At 63.7% G+C, this 14,818-nt stretch carries 17 protein-coding genes and 1 pseudogene; 7 read left to right on the forward strand and 11 right to left on the reverse strand.

Annotation, left to right across the window (positions count from 1 at the left end; all coding sequences use genetic code 11):
- Positions 1 to 109: 109 nt before the first annotated feature.
- Positions 110 to 430 carry a hypothetical protein gene (locus GJ630_RS13065; protein ID WP_014039655.1) on the forward strand — a complete coding sequence of 107 codons (321 nt, stop codon included), beginning with the start codon at positions 110 to 112 and terminating at the stop codon, positions 428 to 430.
- Between the two features lie 42 nt (positions 431 to 472).
- Complete coding sequence (locus GJ630_RS13070; RefSeq protein WP_191450015.1) at positions 473 to 2,212, forward strand: histidine kinase N-terminal 7TM domain-containing protein; 1,740 nt, start codon at positions 473 to 475, stop codon at positions 2,210 to 2,212.
- Positions 2,213 to 2,222: 10 nt separating this feature from the next.
- On the opposite strand, the gene GJ630_RS13075 is transcribed toward GJ630_RS13070, so the two are convergent.
- The 3 genes from GJ630_RS13075 to GJ630_RS13085 all read right to left on the reverse strand — a co-directional run bounded on the left by GJ630_RS13075 (position 2,223) and on the right by GJ630_RS13085 (position 4,259).
- Positions 2,223 to 2,921, reverse strand: a complete 699-nt coding sequence (locus tag GJ630_RS13075; protein WP_014039657.1) for an SDR family NAD(P)-dependent oxidoreductase — start codon at positions 2,919 to 2,921, stop codon at positions 2,223 to 2,225.
- 91 nt (positions 2,922 to 3,012) lie between these two features.
- Positions 3,013 to 3,576, reverse strand: coding sequence for an NUDIX domain-containing protein (locus GJ630_RS13080; protein WP_008310591.1), 564 nt, complete (start codon positions 3,574 to 3,576; stop codon positions 3,013 to 3,015).
- 47 nt (positions 3,577 to 3,623) lie between these two features.
- Positions 3,624 to 4,259 (reverse strand): helix-turn-helix domain-containing protein, encoded by a 636-nt coding sequence (locus GJ630_RS13085; RefSeq protein WP_008310589.1) that lies wholly within the window; start codon positions 4,257 to 4,259, stop codon positions 3,624 to 3,626.
- Positions 4,260 to 4,452: 193 nt separating this feature from the next.
- On the opposite strand from GJ630_RS13085, the gene GJ630_RS13090 reads away from it, so the two are divergent.
- The 4 genes from GJ630_RS13090 (at position 4,453) to GJ630_RS13105 (ending at position 7,071) form a co-directional block, all read left to right on the forward strand.
- Positions 4,453 to 4,866 carry an SRPBCC family protein gene (locus GJ630_RS13090; protein WP_174878656.1) on the forward strand — a complete coding sequence of 138 codons (414 nt, stop codon included), beginning with the start codon at positions 4,453 to 4,455 and terminating at the stop codon, positions 4,864 to 4,866.
- Positions 4,867 to 4,978: 112 nt separating this feature from the next.
- Positions 4,979 to 5,284 (forward strand): CGCGG family rSAM-modified RiPP protein, encoded by a 306-nt coding sequence (locus GJ630_RS13095; RefSeq protein ID WP_191450016.1) that lies wholly within the window; start codon positions 4,979 to 4,981, stop codon positions 5,282 to 5,284.
- Positions 5,285 to 6,358, forward strand: coding sequence for a radical SAM protein (locus tag GJ630_RS13100; protein ID WP_014039660.1), 1,074 nt, complete (start codon positions 5,285 to 5,287; stop codon positions 6,356 to 6,358).
- Positions 6,359 to 6,423: 65 nt separating this feature from the next.
- The gene (locus GJ630_RS13105; protein ID WP_023843143.1) at positions 6,424 to 7,071 is read left to right on the forward strand and encodes a helix-turn-helix domain-containing protein; all 648 of its coding nucleotides are present in this window, start codon (positions 6,424 to 6,426) and stop codon (positions 7,069 to 7,071) included.
- An 18-nt stretch (positions 7,072 to 7,089) separates the two neighbouring features.
- On the opposite strand, the gene GJ630_RS13110 is transcribed toward GJ630_RS13105, so the two are convergent.
- The 5 genes from GJ630_RS13110 to GJ630_RS13130 all read right to left on the reverse strand — a co-directional run bounded on the left by GJ630_RS13110 (position 7,090) and on the right by GJ630_RS13130 (position 10,540).
- Positions 7,090 to 8,250: a hypothetical protein gene (locus tag GJ630_RS13110; RefSeq protein WP_191450017.1), complete on the reverse strand. Its 1,161-nt coding sequence runs from the start codon at positions 8,248 to 8,250 to the stop codon at positions 7,090 to 7,092.
- 1 nt (position 8,251) lies between these two features.
- Positions 8,252 to 8,485, reverse strand: a complete 234-nt coding sequence (locus GJ630_RS13115) for a DUF2249 domain-containing protein (RefSeq protein WP_008310578.1) — start codon at positions 8,483 to 8,485, stop codon at positions 8,252 to 8,254.
- 126 nt (positions 8,486 to 8,611) lie between these two features.
- Entirely contained in the window at positions 8,612 to 8,908 is a 297-nt protein-coding gene (locus GJ630_RS13120) for a hypothetical protein (RefSeq protein WP_008310576.1), read from the reverse strand.
- Positions 8,909 to 8,936: 28 nt separating this feature from the next.
- On the reverse strand, positions 8,937 to 9,215 hold the full coding sequence (locus GJ630_RS13125; protein WP_004593670.1) for a winged helix-turn-helix domain-containing protein: 279 nt from the start codon (positions 9,213 to 9,215) through the stop codon (positions 8,937 to 8,939).
- A 203-nt stretch (positions 9,216 to 9,418) separates the two neighbouring features.
- Positions 9,419 to 10,540, reverse strand: coding sequence for a pyridoxal phosphate-dependent aminotransferase (locus GJ630_RS13130; protein WP_014039664.1), 1,122 nt, complete (start codon positions 10,538 to 10,540; stop codon positions 9,419 to 9,421).
- A gap of 467 nt (positions 10,541 to 11,007) precedes the next feature.
- Here GJ630_RS13130 and GJ630_RS13135 point away from each other — a divergent pair, with 467 nt between their 5' ends.
- On the forward strand, positions 11,008 to 12,624 hold the full coding sequence (locus GJ630_RS13135; RefSeq protein ID WP_371727555.1) for a S8 family serine peptidase: 1,617 nt from the start codon (positions 11,008 to 11,010) through the stop codon (positions 12,622 to 12,624).
- A 214-nt stretch (positions 12,625 to 12,838) separates the two neighbouring features.
- Here GJ630_RS13135 and GJ630_RS13140 read toward each other — a convergent pair whose 3' ends face one another.
- The 3 genes and pseudogenes from GJ630_RS13140 to GJ630_RS20095 all read right to left on the reverse strand — a co-directional run.
- On the reverse strand, positions 12,839 to 14,002 hold the full coding sequence (locus tag GJ630_RS13140) for a thiolase family protein (protein ID WP_191450019.1): 1,164 nt from the start codon (positions 14,000 to 14,002) through the stop codon (positions 12,839 to 12,841).
- 437 nt (positions 14,003 to 14,439) lie between these two features.
- On the reverse strand, positions 14,440 to 14,595 hold the full coding sequence (locus GJ630_RS19605; RefSeq protein WP_197427652.1) for a hypothetical protein: 156 nt from the start codon (positions 14,593 to 14,595) through the stop codon (positions 14,440 to 14,442).
- 46 nt (positions 14,596 to 14,641) lie between these two features.
- Positions 14,642 to 14,818 (reverse strand): annotated as a pseudogene (locus tag GJ630_RS20095) (Crp/Fnr family transcriptional regulator); the annotation flags it as partial.

The raw sequence follows: 14,818 nt of genomic DNA on the forward strand, positions 1-14,818 counted from the left end.
CGCTCGCTTGCCTGATGCCGAGACATGCAGCCACGTTGTTTCGTCGGTACTCCCGGGGGAGGTCCCATCGTGACGCACCGTTCGAGCGGGCGCGACGGGGTGCGTGCCGATGGCTGACGACGAGTCCGGCTACGTCCACCGTCCCGACACGGAGCCACAGTCCGCAAACGCCCCATCTGCGGACAGTGAGACGGGTACGGAAGCCGCCGACGGTCCCGAGTTCGGGACGAGCGGCTGGATTCTGGTCGGGATGATCGGCGTGGCGTTCCTGTTCGTCCCCGGCGCAATTTTGCTTTTGCCGTCCGCACAGGGCGTCATCAGCAGTTTCGGGCTCACGCTCCGGGACGCATATCTCACACTCCCGCTCGTTCCGGCGTTCGTACTTGGTGCCCTCGCCGTGTGGTCCGCGGTTCGCTCGCAGTCGAAGTGACCGAGAATAGTTATATCAGGGACGCCATTACTACGCTACTGAATGGTCCTGTCGCCGCTTACTGTCGTTTTATTGTCGGGTGTCGTCGGTATGGGCGTCGCCTTTCTGGTGTGGCTCCACCGGGACCGGCCGGGCGCAGGACCGCTGGCAGTGTTCGTCGTTGCGGCGAGCCTCTGGGCCGTGACGTACGGTATCGAGCTCGCTGTGCCGGGATTGGCCACCATGGAGCGACTCGTCCAGGTGCAGCTGACGCTCTCGGTAATCATCCCTGTCGCGTGGCTCGTGACGGTTATCGAGTACACGGGGCATCCACACTGGCTCACCCAACGCCGAACAGCGCTGTTGCTCGTCGAACCGGCGGTGTTTGTCACGCTCGTGTGGTCGAATCACGCCCACGAACTCATCTGGTCCGGTCATGGGACACAATCCGTCTCCGTATCGTCGGTGGCGCTCGCTCCCGCGTACGAAGTCATGTACTGGGGGCACATGTCCTACATACTGCTGTTGATTCTCGCCGGCGGTGTCCTCCTGTTGCGGATGCTGTTCCGGTCGAACCAGGTGTTTCAGGGCCAGGGGATCGCACTGTTGCTCGCCATCGCCGTCCCGACGGTCGTCCAGTCGCTGTTCGTGCTCGGTGCGCTACCGACTCCGTTCAACCCAACAAGTCTCGGGTACGTCGCCTCGGGGGCGGTCCTCTCAGTCGCCATCCTCCGCGGGCAACTGCTCGACGTGGCACCGGTGACCCGGGAACTGGGCCGGGAAGCGATCTTCACCGAAATGGACGACCTGGTCATCATCGTCGACGACGAGCGCCGCATTGTCGATGTCAACGCGGCTGCTACGGCGCTGTTCGACGGCGACCAGGACGCGCTGTTGGGCCGTTCGCTACCACAGGTGTTACCAGCACTCGCCGAGGCGGTTCCCGGTCCCGGCGAGCGAACGCAGACCGAGACGACCCTCGAACACGAGGGCAGCGTCCGGTACTACGACGTACGCGTGATACCGCTGTACCGCGCGTACGGCGTTGTCTCGGGCCACCTCATCAGCCTCCGAGACATCACGGAGCGGCGACAACGGGAACAGCGACTGGACGTACTCAACCGCTTGCTCCGGCACGATATCCGAAACGAGATGAACGTCGTCAAGGGGAACGCGGACCTGCTCCGGGACACGGCCGACGCCGACGAACGCGAGCGACTCGACCGTATTATCAGCACAGTCGACGACATCGTCGACCGCAGTAACAAGATCGGCCGAGTTACCGAGGCCCTGGAGACCGAACAGCACAGCCCGACAGCGCTCCAGAGGCTGCTGGAATCGGTCGTGAGCGATGCTCGGGACCGCCGCCCCGACGTGGCGATCACGCTCACCTGCGAGGATGATCTCTGGATACAGGGCGGTCCGTCGATCCTCATCGCACTAGAGGAACTGGTCGAGAACGCCGTCGAACATCAGGCGACCGATGGGGGTCCTGTCGAAGTCGAGATTACGGCGACGCGGACCGACGGAACGCCGGGCGTCCGCGTGGCCGTTCACGACAACGGTCCCGGTATCACCGACCACGAGCGCGAGGTCATCCGCTCGGGAACCGAAACGCCGCTCAAACATGGCTCCGGCGTCGGGCTCTGGCTCGTCAACTGGATCGTCCGAAACCTCGGCGGCCGGATGTCGTTCCCCGATACGGCCGAGCCGGGAACGACTGTGGAACTGCAACTGCCGGCGGCTGAGCCCGCCCACGCGACAGACGAGCCAGCGACGGCCGGAAGCGAGAACGCTGACTGATCGCGGCTGCCTACCACTCGATTTCGGCCCTATCGCGCCAGAACCGCCCGCTCGGTGCATCGGGTCGGAAGCGAGCGAGCCAGACTGGCGTCTCAGCCCCCTTTTCGGGCGTCCGTGGAGCGCTCCCCTCGGTCATGTCCGTCTGGACGTAGCCCGGGCACACCGAGTTGGCGATGAGGCCGTCGGCCGCGTACTCGCCGTCGAGGTACTTCGTCAGTCCGTTGACGCCCGTCTTCGAGATGCGGTAGGCCGGCGTGCCGCCCGACTGGCTCTCGGTGATGGCTCCCAGCCCGGAGGCCATGGTGACGACACGGCCGCCCTCCTCGGCCAGCAACAGCGGGAGGGCGTACTTCGTCATGAGGACCGCCCCCCGGAGGTTCGTGTCGAGGGTGTGGTCGATAACATCTGTCGGCATCTCGTCGAGCGGCTCCCGTGAGTCCATCACGCCGGCGTTGTTGACCAGCACGTCGAGCCGTCCCTGCTCACGCTCGATGCGGTCGACCGCGGCGACCATCCCGTCGTCGTCGGTCACGTCGAGTTCGATGGCATGGCGGTCCGTAGCCGCGATGTCGCCGGTATCGCGAGCGCCGGCATACACCGTTGCGTCGAGGTCGACCAGCCCGTCGGCGATTGCCTTCCCGATGCCCCGCGTGGCTCCGGTGACGAGTACGATCTGACCGTCGAGAGAGTCGTACAGCGGAACGTCCATACCCGGGGTTGGGTGGCCGGGCCGAAAAGGAAACGGGTCGGGGCGGCGTCACTGCGATGCCTGCCGCCCGCGCTGATGCTGACCGTCGGCGTTACCGTTCCTCGTCCCGGCGCATCGCGATCTCGAACCAGGGACAGAGGCGGAGCTGGCGGTAGTACTCGGGGTGTTCGCGGAGCCGCTCGTAGGGGACCCACATGAGGCCGTCGACCTCTTCGGGGTTCGGTTCCAGCGAGGTGTCGTGGAGCGTGGCCTGCAGCACCGCACACACTTCCCATTCGAGGCCGGCGTTCTCGTAGTAGCGCTTGTACTCGAACCGGTCGGTCACGCGGAGGTTCTGGTACTGCGAGGGGTCGATACCCAGTTCCTCTTCGAGTCGCTCCTCGGTGGCTTCGACCTGTGTCTGGCCCTCAACTGGGTGGGAGGCGACGGTGCCGTCCCAGTGGGTGTCCCAGAGGCGTTTGTTCGCCGCGCGCTGGGCGAGCAGAATCCGATCGTTCTCGTCGAACAGCAGGGCAGTGAACGCGCGGTGGCGAACCCCCTCGCCGGTGTGGGCGTCGAGCCGATTGACCAGCCCCTCCTCGTTGTCGTCGGCGTCCACCGCGATGACCTCCTGTCGGGCGTTTTCGTGCGTCTCGTCGACCGCGTCGGAACTCATATGTCGTACCTCTCACAGAGGCGCGTATTACGCGCTTCGACTTCCCCTCACCGCGCGGGGAGGTCCGAGACGAACTGTTTCAGGATCTGCTCCTCCGCGCGGTGGAGGGTTTCACTGCAGGTCGACTTCGCGATACCGACGCGGTCCGCCAGTTCCGTTAGCGAGCACTCCCGCGGCGTGTCGTAATAGCCCGCGTCGATGGCCTCCTGTACCAGTTCCAGTTGGCTCTCGGTGAGCACCTGCTCGGTTTCGAGGTGTTGCTGGATGCGGTCGACGCTGAAGGAGATACCGAACTCCTCCAGTTGCTCGCCGAGTTCGGAGAGCCGCTCCTGTGGCGCCGATATCTCCCAGACGGCCTCGCCGTTGGACAGGGTGAACGGCATCTCAAGCGGGACGCCCGAGCCCTGGACTGGGAAGAGCAGGAGCGGCATCGACGTCTCGAACTGAATCAGCGCGCTGTCGTCCCGGTGTGAAAGTATCTCAAGGGTCGTGACCGATTCCCGGTTCTCGATATCACGGAGGACCGCTGGGAGGTCGTCCGATGTGATCTCCGCGAGCCCGACACCGGAGTCCTCGCCGGGGAGGGCAGACAGGATGCGAAACGTCGCGTCGTCGTACGCTCGCGAGATGTCGCCGATCCAGATCTCGTCCGGAATCGTGAGCGTGAGTTCAGCGTGTGGCATTGGTGTATCCGAATATATTCGCCCGACCCCCGCGTCCGTAATCCCGAACATGTTCGCATAGTCGTGATGGGGATAAGAAACTTGGGGAGTGGTGTCATACACTATCACCACGAGATCAGGTCGCGCAAAACCATTGAGCCGAACATCTCCGGGTATGGCGAACGCTTATTCCGCCGGCCGCTGGCCGTCCGGTATGGAACGCGTCTCGCTGACTCGGACGGTCCCAGCCGACCCAGAGACAGTCACCGACCTGATAACTGACGTGGAGCCGTTTATGCTTGCGGCAGGGTTCGACGAGGTGACACTCGACGGGGACGACCTCGGCATCACGAACCGCGTCGGACTCTTCGAAATCGAACTGGACCTCGAAATCGTCGAAACTGACGCAGTGCTGCGGTACGAGCAACGGCAGGGCATCTTCGAGTCAATGATGACGGAGTACACGGTCGAGGCCGTCGACGGCGGGACTGAAGTCACGGCGACGACGGAGTACAGCGCGCTCGACCTCCCGGTGCTCGGCGAGATGATCGATTCGACCGTTATCTCACGACAGCGCAAGAAGGAACTGAACAAGCAGTTCGACTGGCTGGTCGAACGGGTGTCGTAGCAATACGTGTGATAAAGTCGCTCAGACGAATTCCTCTCTGCAATCCGTTGTATATAATAACCCGAACATCTTCGGGATAGGACCGAGGGACGCCCGCCGTCAACCGGTACATATGAGCCATTCCCACGAGGACGTGCCTCCGGTTACAACCGAGGTTCACGACAACTCCTGGTCGGCGAACCTGGAGACGCCTGCACACGCCGAAGACCCCGACGTGGTCGTCGAACAGGCCATCGACGCCGTCGAGATGACGACGGCGGGGAACCACGTCAATCTGGTGAGCCACGCCGACCACGGCCACCCGGAAACCTACCTGTTCGATGCGCTGGCGGAGGCGTTCGGCGAGACCATTTCAGTGGAGTACGTCCAGCGGTGTGGCTGTGGGGGCCACGTCACCCGCGTCCACCGGGAGGCATAGATGCGGGGGAAACTCGACCTCGACGAGCAGCCGCTCGTGCTGATCTGGGAGGTGACGCAGGCCTGTGAACTTGCGTGTAAACACTGCCGGGCCGACGCCCAGCCGCGCCGCCACCCCGACGAGCTATCGACGGCGGAGGGGAAGGCACTGCTGGACCAGGCCCGCGACTTCGGCGACGGCCAGCTGGTCGTCCTCTCGGGCGGGGACCCGCTCGCCCGCGAGGACCTCCCGGAACTCATCGACTACGGGACCGAGCAGGGCCTCCGGATGACGCTGACCCCAAGCGGGACGAACTCGATCACGCGGGACCGACTGGCCGAACTCGACGACGCCGGACTCCGGCGGCTGGCCCTGTCCATCGACGGCGGCGACAGCGAATCTCACGACACCTTCCGGGGCGAATCCGGGAGCTTCGAGGCGACGATGGCAGCGGCCGAGGCGGCCCGCAACCTCGATATCCCGTTGCAGATCAACACCACCGTCTGCGCCGAGACGGTCGAGCAACTGCCGGCGATCCGGGACCTCGTCGCGGACCTCGATGCGGTGCTGTGGTCGGTGTTCTTCCTCGTCCCGGTCGGCCGCGGGCGGGTGCTGACGCCGATTGCCCCCGAGCGGGCGGAGCGCGTGCTGTCGTGGCTCCACGAGGTCAGCGAGGAGGCATCGTTCGGCCTCAAGACGACCGAAGCACCCCATTACCGGCGCGTCGCGATTCAGAACCAGGAGGACGGTGCCGGCGGGCTCAACCGCCGGATGGGTATACGCGCCGGCAAGGGCTTTGCCTTCGTGAGCCACACCGGCGAGGTGTTCCCCTCCGGGTTCCTTCCGAAATCGGCGGGCAGCGTTCGAGAGGAAAGCGTCGTGGACATTTACCGGGACTCACCGCTGTTCCAGCAGCTCAGGGACGACGACGCGCTGACAGGCAAGTGCGGGGCCTGCCGGTACCGAACAGTCTGTGGCGGCAGTCGGTCGCGAGCGTACGCGACGACGGGGGACCCGCTGGCGGCGGACCCCCTCTGTGATTATCAGCCGGATGGGTTCGAGGGGTCGGTTCCCGATCAGCACCCAGCAGATTGAGGGGGTTTTTCACTCCGTGGGAACGCGCCTCGCCCGTTTTGTAATGTGGTGTCACAGTAACTCATATGAGCGACTCCGGCATTAGAGTGGAGCTGTCGGTCGACACCCCTGGGGCCTGTCCGGTGGCGAGTGTCTCGGACGAGGCGGGCGCGGCCGTGACCGACGTCGCCCGAAGCAGCCCAGATGAAGACGGGCAAGTCATCGAAGAGTTCACCGCGACGGGCACTGACGAAGGGGCAATCGAGGCCCGGGAGGACATGGACAAGGTGTTCGCGACGGGCAACGGCTCCCGCTACCAGTTCTCACGGTCGCGAACTGAGTGCGTCTGCGAGGCGGTCGAAACATACGACTGTCCGGTCGCTGATATCCGCGCCGAGGGCGGACAGCTTCACCTGACCTTCCACGCTCCCGATGTCGACCGGGTGCGCGCTATCGTGACACGGCTGAAAGAACTGTACGACGGCGTCTCGCTCCGGTCGATGCGGCGGAACGGCGACGTTGACCCGGTGGACTCGATCCTCGTCGACCGAAGTAAACTCACCGACCGGCAACAGGAGGTACTCGAAACCGCCGTCGAGATGGGGTACTTCGAGTATCCGAAAGGGGCCAACGCCGGTGACGTGGCGTCGGAACTGGATATCTCCGTCTCGACGTTCGCTGAACACCTCGCAGCCGCCCAGACGAAACTGCTCGACAGTATCATCGCGGAGTAGGCCCACAGCGCGTCGCTACTACTGCCATCGACGGGCGAACGCCGCTAACAGGAGATACGTATAGAGAAGTGCACCGAGAGCTCCAGCCGCTGTGCCGACCGATATTATCCAGCCGAACCGACCGATAAGACCGAGTAGCTGAACGCCGAGCCCACCACCGAGCAGTCCAATCGTCACCAGCGCTGTCCGGTCGTTCGCGTAGGGCCAGACGCCGACCGCCGGTGGGTAGAACTGGAACGCCGCCCCGACCACGGTGAGTCCGAGAAAGCCCGCCAGCATCGCCCGATAGTGTGCGCTGACCAGCGCCGGGCTCCGACCGGTTGCGGCGATAGTCAGTCCGAGTCCGATACCGACGACTCCGGCCACGACCGCCACCAGCACCACGTAGAACCCGACGCGACGGCGCTCCGACCGCAGGAAGAGCCCGATATACGACAGCGCAAAGCCCACGACTGCGATTGCTTCCATGATGCCACCGATGAGGAGGAGTCGACGGTCGAACAGTCCGAAGCCCAGCAGCGCGGGACCGACAGCGCCGGCAACGATGACAACCGTAACGACCGGTCGCGGCGCTTCAGCGACCAGAAACCGGGGAAACAGGCGGAAGCCGACACCGAAGACGAACAGCGCGGCCGTCCCCGCAGCGAGCAAGTGCGACAGTTGCTGGGGGAGCATCGACTCGAAGCCGGCAGTGGTAGCGAGCGCGCCACCCGCGGCGAATGCGAGGTAGCCGAGCGCTATCGGGACCGCGACGTTGGCGGTTCGGTCGACCGGCTCCCGATGGGCGTTTGGACCGCCGGTCCCAGTCGCCGCGCCGGTGACGTTGCCGCGAATCGTCCATCCCACCGTCCCGAGAAACACCGCGACGCCGCCTGCCCAGAGCGTGGTTCCGACGGGCTGGAGCCACGGTGGACCGAACGGCGCGAGCGCTAGCCCTGCTGTACCGAGGACGGACAGCGGGAACTGCACGGCCGGCCCCCGATCCCACGCGAGGTCTCGGTTGAAGTACGACGGTACGAGCGCGTAGGCCTTTCCGAACAGGACGTGCAGGACGAACCCGTACAGGCCGAGCGTGACGACGACGCGGCGGGGCGCGGCGACCGCCATCGCGGCGTGGAAGCCGACGAAAAACAGCGCGCTGGCGGTGACGAACCACCGCGAGACGCGCTCGGGACGCATCTCACTCCGGCCGGATCGTGACGTGCCACTCCTCGTCGGCGACCTGTTCCGTGTCGTACTGGTATCCCTTTCTCGTGAGAACGTCGTACAGCGGCACCGGTTCGAAACTGTTCACCAGCCGGAGCGCCTCGCTCTCGCCGACGGAATCGAGGGCGTTCATGATCTGTTCGAACGGTTCTCCGTCGACGTCCCGAACGTCGAGTTCCTGTACCGACTCCTGGTGATCTGTGCTCATACGTTCGACGACGGTCCCCGCCAGTCAGGCGCTTGTCCCGAACATGTTCGTCTTCGTGGCGGTACAGTACTCGTGGTCCGTGCCCGAACGGATCGCCAATACCACTGCGGGACTCCCGGTATCGCGCTACCGCAGCGTGGTGTAGCTCAGTCCGGCAATCGCGACGAACTGCAGCGAGCGCAGGACCAGCACGGCCTGCTGGACGTGTGGATCGCCGGCGTAGAAGCTCTGCATCGAGAAGAAGAAGTAGACCGCGATGGCGTTCTCGGCGAGCATCGCGACGGCGAAAGCGATGAGACCGGCGACGAGTCCCGTCCGGAACGTCGCGTAGTTGCGGACCCAGACGCCAAGCAGCGGGAGCAGCAATAGGACGTTGAGTCCCGCGAGCGCTGCCGCGGCAGTGATGAGCGGTCCCATCGCCATCAGCGACACCTCTCTATATCTGTCCCCGTCATTCGTCCATCTTCTCCACGATTTCCTCGAAGGTGTCGCGGTAGTTGTCGAACCGGTCGGTCAGGAAGTAGAGTTTGGCGTACTCCTCGTCGCCGGACTCGACTACGTCGTGGTCCTCAAGCTGTTCCATGTGATGCCTGATCGTCTTGTAGCCCACGTCGAGTTCGTCGGCGAGTTCGTTGGCGTTCATCGGTCGGTCCGAGAGGGCGTCGATGATACGCGCCCGGTTGGCGCCGCCGCGCGTCGCCGTCAGCAGATACCAGAGCGCTTTCTCCATCCCACTGTCCTCCCGGGACCTGCGTCTGCCCGTCGTATAGTCCTGTCTCTCCCCGTCGAACAGCGCGCTGGACTCGGATGCATATGCCACGATGGGATACCGGAGTCAAGACCGGCGGCGGGTAAAGCGTTTCTTCGCACTCTCTACCGAGACTGTTCCAATTTCGGGGCGACTGTCCGCGTCGGCTGCTGACTGCTGGCCACTCAGCGAACCGCCGCCGTCGCGTCGGCCATGATGTCGATGGCCTCCTTCAGCGTCTCCATGTCCGTCGCGTAGGAGATTCGGGCGTAGCCCGCGCCGTGCTCGCCGAAGGCGTCGCCGGGAACGACTACGACGCCGCGGTCGATGACCTCGTCCACCCAGCCGTCGGGGACCTTCGGCATCGCGTAGAACGCGCCCTTGGGCGTCGGACAGTCGAGTCCCATCTCGTCGAGGCCGTCCAGCAGCACGTCCCGGCGCTCCTGGAAGGCGTCGCGCATCTCCGAAACCTGGTCCTGCGGCCCGCTCAGTGCTGCCTCGGCGGCGTACTGGGCCGGAGCCGACGCACAGGCCTGCGCGTACTGGTGGACGCGCAGCATCCGCTCGATGCGGTCGGTCGCGCCGGTGACCCAGCCGAGCCGCCAGCCCGTCATCGAGTAGGCCTTCGAGCAGGCGTTGACGACGACGACGTTGCCCGTGTCGCTGAACTCCGCCGGCGAGCGGTGCTCGCCCTCGAACACCTGGTGTTCGTACACTTCGTCGGAAATACACAGCACGTCGTGCTCGTCGGCAATGCGGGCGAACGCCCGCATGTCTTCGGGTGACTGCACCGCTCCAGTCGGGTTCGCCGGGGAATTGACGACGAACGCTGCCGTGTCGTCGGTGATGGCCTCCTCGACGGTTTCGGGGGCCATCGTGAGGTCCTCACGCAGCGGGACCGGTCGCGGCGTCCCCCCGGCCAGATGGGTCAGCGCGTCGTAGGAGACGAACCCCGGGTCCGGGAAGATGACCTCCTGCCCCTCGTCGACGTGGGCCTCCAGCGCAATGTGCAGCGCCTCGCTCCCGCCCGAGGTGGCGATGATGTCCCCGGGGTCGACGTCGAGGTCGTTGTCCCGCTTGTGCTTGGCGGCGATGGCCTCCCGGAGTTCCTCGGTTCCCTTGTTCGACGTGTAGGCGTCGACTTCCCCCGCCTGAATTGCCTCGACGGCCGCCTGTCGGGCGTGCTCCGGCGTCGGGAAGTCCGGCTGGCCGAGGCCGAGGTTGATGGCGTCCTCGCCCGCCGCCTCGAACACTTCGCGGATGCCAGAGATCGATACCTGCTCTACCCGTCGGGAGAATCCAGTCATATTCTGTTTGGGGGCGGCCGGCCCGATAATTCTTCCTTGTGCTGCGGTAGCATTAGCGGCGTCCGTCTGTTCTGTCGCTATTGCCGACCGGCATAAACTATTATAACGTTCATAACTGTACCTTTATATATCAGAAAACAAGATAAACACGTATTTATAAAGTAGCATATATAATTTTGTTTATTAGACACCGGGCTGCATGAGGAATTATATATTAATTTTATAACCCACCCATATTTAGTGGGAGTCGGATGTCCCGACATACCCTACCGAAACCGTCCAGAAGATCAGTTATCAAGGCACTCGGCTCCGCTGTAACCGTCGCAGCTTTTGGTGGAGAAGCCACTGCATCACAAGAATCTGATACAGAAGAGTATCTGATCGGTGTGTCAAATGATAGGAACGCTTCAGACGTTCATGACAAAATAAAAGAACGGTCTGACCTCGAACAGCTCGATATTATCGACGTGAACGAGTCACTTTCGTATCTTCGCTCAGCAGTCCCGCAGAAATTCAAGGGCGAAATCCTTCCGACAGTCGAAGGAATTGACGGGGTCAAATATACGGAATTCAACCACGTTCGCGAGCCGATCGCCACGGTTCCGAACGATCCGAGGTTCGGCAGCCAGTACGCGCCACAACTGGTCAATGCCCCGAAAGCATGGGACATTACGTTCGGAAGCGAAGACGTCACCATCGCCGTCATAGACACCGGTACAGATTACACCCATCCCGACCTCGACGGGCAGTTCGGGAGCCAGAAAGGACGGGACTTCGTCGACAACGACGACGATCCCGCCCCGCAATCCGCTCAGCACGGGACACACGTCTCCGGTATCGCTGCCGGCGAAACGAACGACGAAACCGGTATCGCAGGTGTCAGTAACTCTCGGCTCCTGAGTTGCCGTGCACTCGGACCGAACGGGGGCCGAACCGCCGATATCGCTAACGCCGTCCAGTGGGCGACTGAGCAGGGGGCGGACATTATCAATATGTCTCTCGGTGGCGGCGGCTACAACCAGACAATGAAAAACGCGGTCTCAAACGCGTGGGATCAGGGTGTTCTCCTCATCTGTGCAGCCGGGAATCATAAGGACAGTGATCCACCAAGCCAGCAGGACGTGTCGTACCCAGCGGCCTACGAAGAATGTGTCGCCGTTGGTGCCGTCGATAGCAACAAGAGTCCGACCGAGTTCTCGAACTACGGCGAGAAGGTCGACATTGCGGCACCGGGCAATGACATACTCTCATCCGTTCCGGGGGGAGACTACGCGCAGTTCCCCGGGACGTCGATGGCGAGTCCTGCTGTCGCCGGCGTCGCTGCGCTCGGTCTCGACAAACATGATTGGTCCGTCAGCCAGACCCGACAGAACCTTCTCGACACCGCCCAGCCTCTGGACGCAGACGGCCAGTTCGTCGGTTTCGGCCTCGCGGATGCATACAACTTCGTAACCGCCGGTGGCGGAACCGAAAACGAACCGCCGATCGTGACGCTCAACGACGATTCACGAACTGTCACTGTGAATAAAGAGATCATATTCGATGCCAGCGGCTCCCGTGATCCCGACGGCTCGATAACGAACTACCGCTGGGAGTTCGGCGACGGCTCTGAACCCATCGAGGGTACGGACGCGACGGAGGTCAGCCACACGTACACCAGTACCGGCGACTACACCGTCACCGTCACTGTGACTGACAACGACGGTGCCGAGGCAACCACGTCAGTCAGCGTCTCCGTCACCGATGAATCGAAAGACCGTCTCACCGAAGAGTTGTCCGGGTCACTCGATGGGATGCTTGACTACGACAAGCAGACGTACTCCCTCAAGACGGAGTCGCCCATGCAGCTGATCCTCAGCCTCGATGGCCCATCTGACGCCGACTTCGACCTCTATGTCTCCTTCGACGGTCGCACACCCACCCCGAACGACTACGACCGCGCGTCCTATACGCAGGACAGTAGCGAACAGATAATCATCGACGACTTCTCACAGGTCAGCGAGATCGGCATACTCGTGTATGTCTACAGCGGAAGCGGAGACTACACGCTTACACTGGAGGAAATCGGAAAAACAGGCTCGTAATTTAATTGCCGTTCTCTCGTTTCGACTGAGTGCGTAGCGCCCCTCTCGCTCTTCCACTTTCAGTTCAGCGGGATTTCACGCTGGCTTTGACATCGCAATTGCGCCACCGCCACCGACGCTCACTCGCCTCGCCGCTGGCGGGGCCTACCGGACCACGGACATCGCAATTGCGCCCCCACCGCCGACGCTCACTCGCTTCGATGGCGGCGGTTCATTAGCGAACCACAGACATCGCAATTGCGCCACCGCCACCGACGCTCATCCCCACGATACCGCGGTGATGATCCGCTCGCTCCATCGCGTACAGCATCGTGGTCGTGAGGATACCGCCGCTGGCTCCGATAGGATGCCCGAGCGCCACCGCGCCGCCGAGGGGGTTGTGCTTCTCGGCGGGGATGTCGAGTTCGTCGGCGACGTACACCATCTGCGCGGCGAAGGCCTCGTTGAGTTCGAAGTGGTCCACGTCGGCGACGGCGAGGTCGTTGCGCTCAAGCAGTTTAGCGACGACGTCCCGAACCGCGATGGAGAACTCCGACGGGTCGCGGTAGGCGACGGCGTAGTCCTCGACGTGAGCCATCGGTCCCAGCCCCTCGCGCTCTACCGTCTCGGCGTCGGCCAGCACCACCGCTCCCGCCCCATCGGAGAGTTTCGAAGCGTTGCCGGCGGTGATCGTACCGCCGTCTGCAAACGCCGGTGGGAGCGCCGCCAGCTGGTCTACCGTCGTGTCCGGCCGCGGTCCCTCGTCCTCCGTTACGAGGCCGTCAGCCGTTTCCACCGGAACGAGTTCCTCAGTGAACTTACCGGACTGGATGGACTCGACGGCCCGGTGGTTGCTCCGTCGAGCGTACTCGTCCTGGGCCTCGCGGCTGATGTCGTGCTCGGCGGCGAGTTCCTCCGTCAACGTGCCCATGTGGGCGTCGTAGTGCTTGTCCCACAGCGAGTCCCAGATCATCGCGTCGACAAGTTCGCTGTTCCCGTGTCGGCGGCCGCCGCGCATGTCCGGTACGAGATACGGCGCGTTCGACATCGACTCCATGCCGCCGGCGAGACACACCGATGCCCGACCGGCCTCGATGCGGTCGGCGGCGGTCATAATCGCCCGCAGTCCCGACCCCGAGGCCTCGTTCAGCGTCGTCGCGGCGACGCTGTCTGGAAGCGGTGACTCGACGACGACCTGTCGGGCCGGCACCTGGCCGACACCCGCCTGTACCGCGTTTCCGAGGCCGACCCAGTCGACACTGTCTTCGTCGACGCCGGTTCGGTCGAGCAGTCCCTCGACGGCTGCAGTACCGAGCTCTGTCGCGCTTCGCTCTGCGAGGCCTCCCAGCAGTTCACCGTGTGCGGTGCGTGCGCCGTCTACCAGAACCACATCCGTCATACGGCCTACATGAACCTGAGCCTACAATACTGTTCGCCCGACGATGGACGGCGTCTTACAGCGGGAGCAAGGCGAAAGCCCACCCCTTCAGGGGTGTGGATGAAGCCGACAACCCGGCAGCTTCGCCTGTAGCCTCACTCAGCCGGAGTTTTATAACCGGTGACACCGTATGCATGACCACACCGAGGCGGATCAGCCGCCCAGATAAACGGATAATATCGGGATTCGGGCCACGCTACGTCCAAAAGAATCCCTTTCGGGCCGCTGGCTGTGGATTCCCACACACGGTAACTCTGAATCCCCATACCGGGGATAGGAGTAACGGCGGCTTGGCCCCGCCAGGAGTCCGGTCATGCCGACCTGGCTACAAACCTGAAACTCCCAACCTAGCGGTGCGGTGCCGCGGGAATCCCCGCGCCTTCAGGCGTGGGAGGAGGTCAATCCTCGGTTGCCGTCCGCAGTTCCTCGATAGCCGTCTCCAGTCGCCGGAGCGTCGCATCAGCGTCGGTGTAGCCTTGCTCGTACTCGCCGTAGGCGTCGTCGGCCTCGGTCAGGAACGCTTCGACGGCGTCGTGCATCTCGTGGTCGCTCATGGTTGTCCCGACGGTAGCCGACCGGAAAAGTCCCGCTACTTGCTGGTTACTGCGTCACATCGTAGTCGACGCTCGCGTCGCGGAGGGCGTCGGTCACACGACCGACGGTGTCCTGTGTCGCGACGACGACGGCATCGAGTCCCCGAGATGCGGCGTCGGCGGCCACCTCGCCCGCCGCGAAGTGCGTCGTCGGTTCGATGTCGGCATCGCGGAGCGCGACGAC

It is taken from the genome of Haloarcula sp. CBA1122, from assembly GCF_009741785.1.
GTDB classification, from domain to species: Archaea; Halobacteriota; Halobacteria; order Halobacteriales; family Haloarculaceae; genus Haloarcula; species Haloarcula hispanica.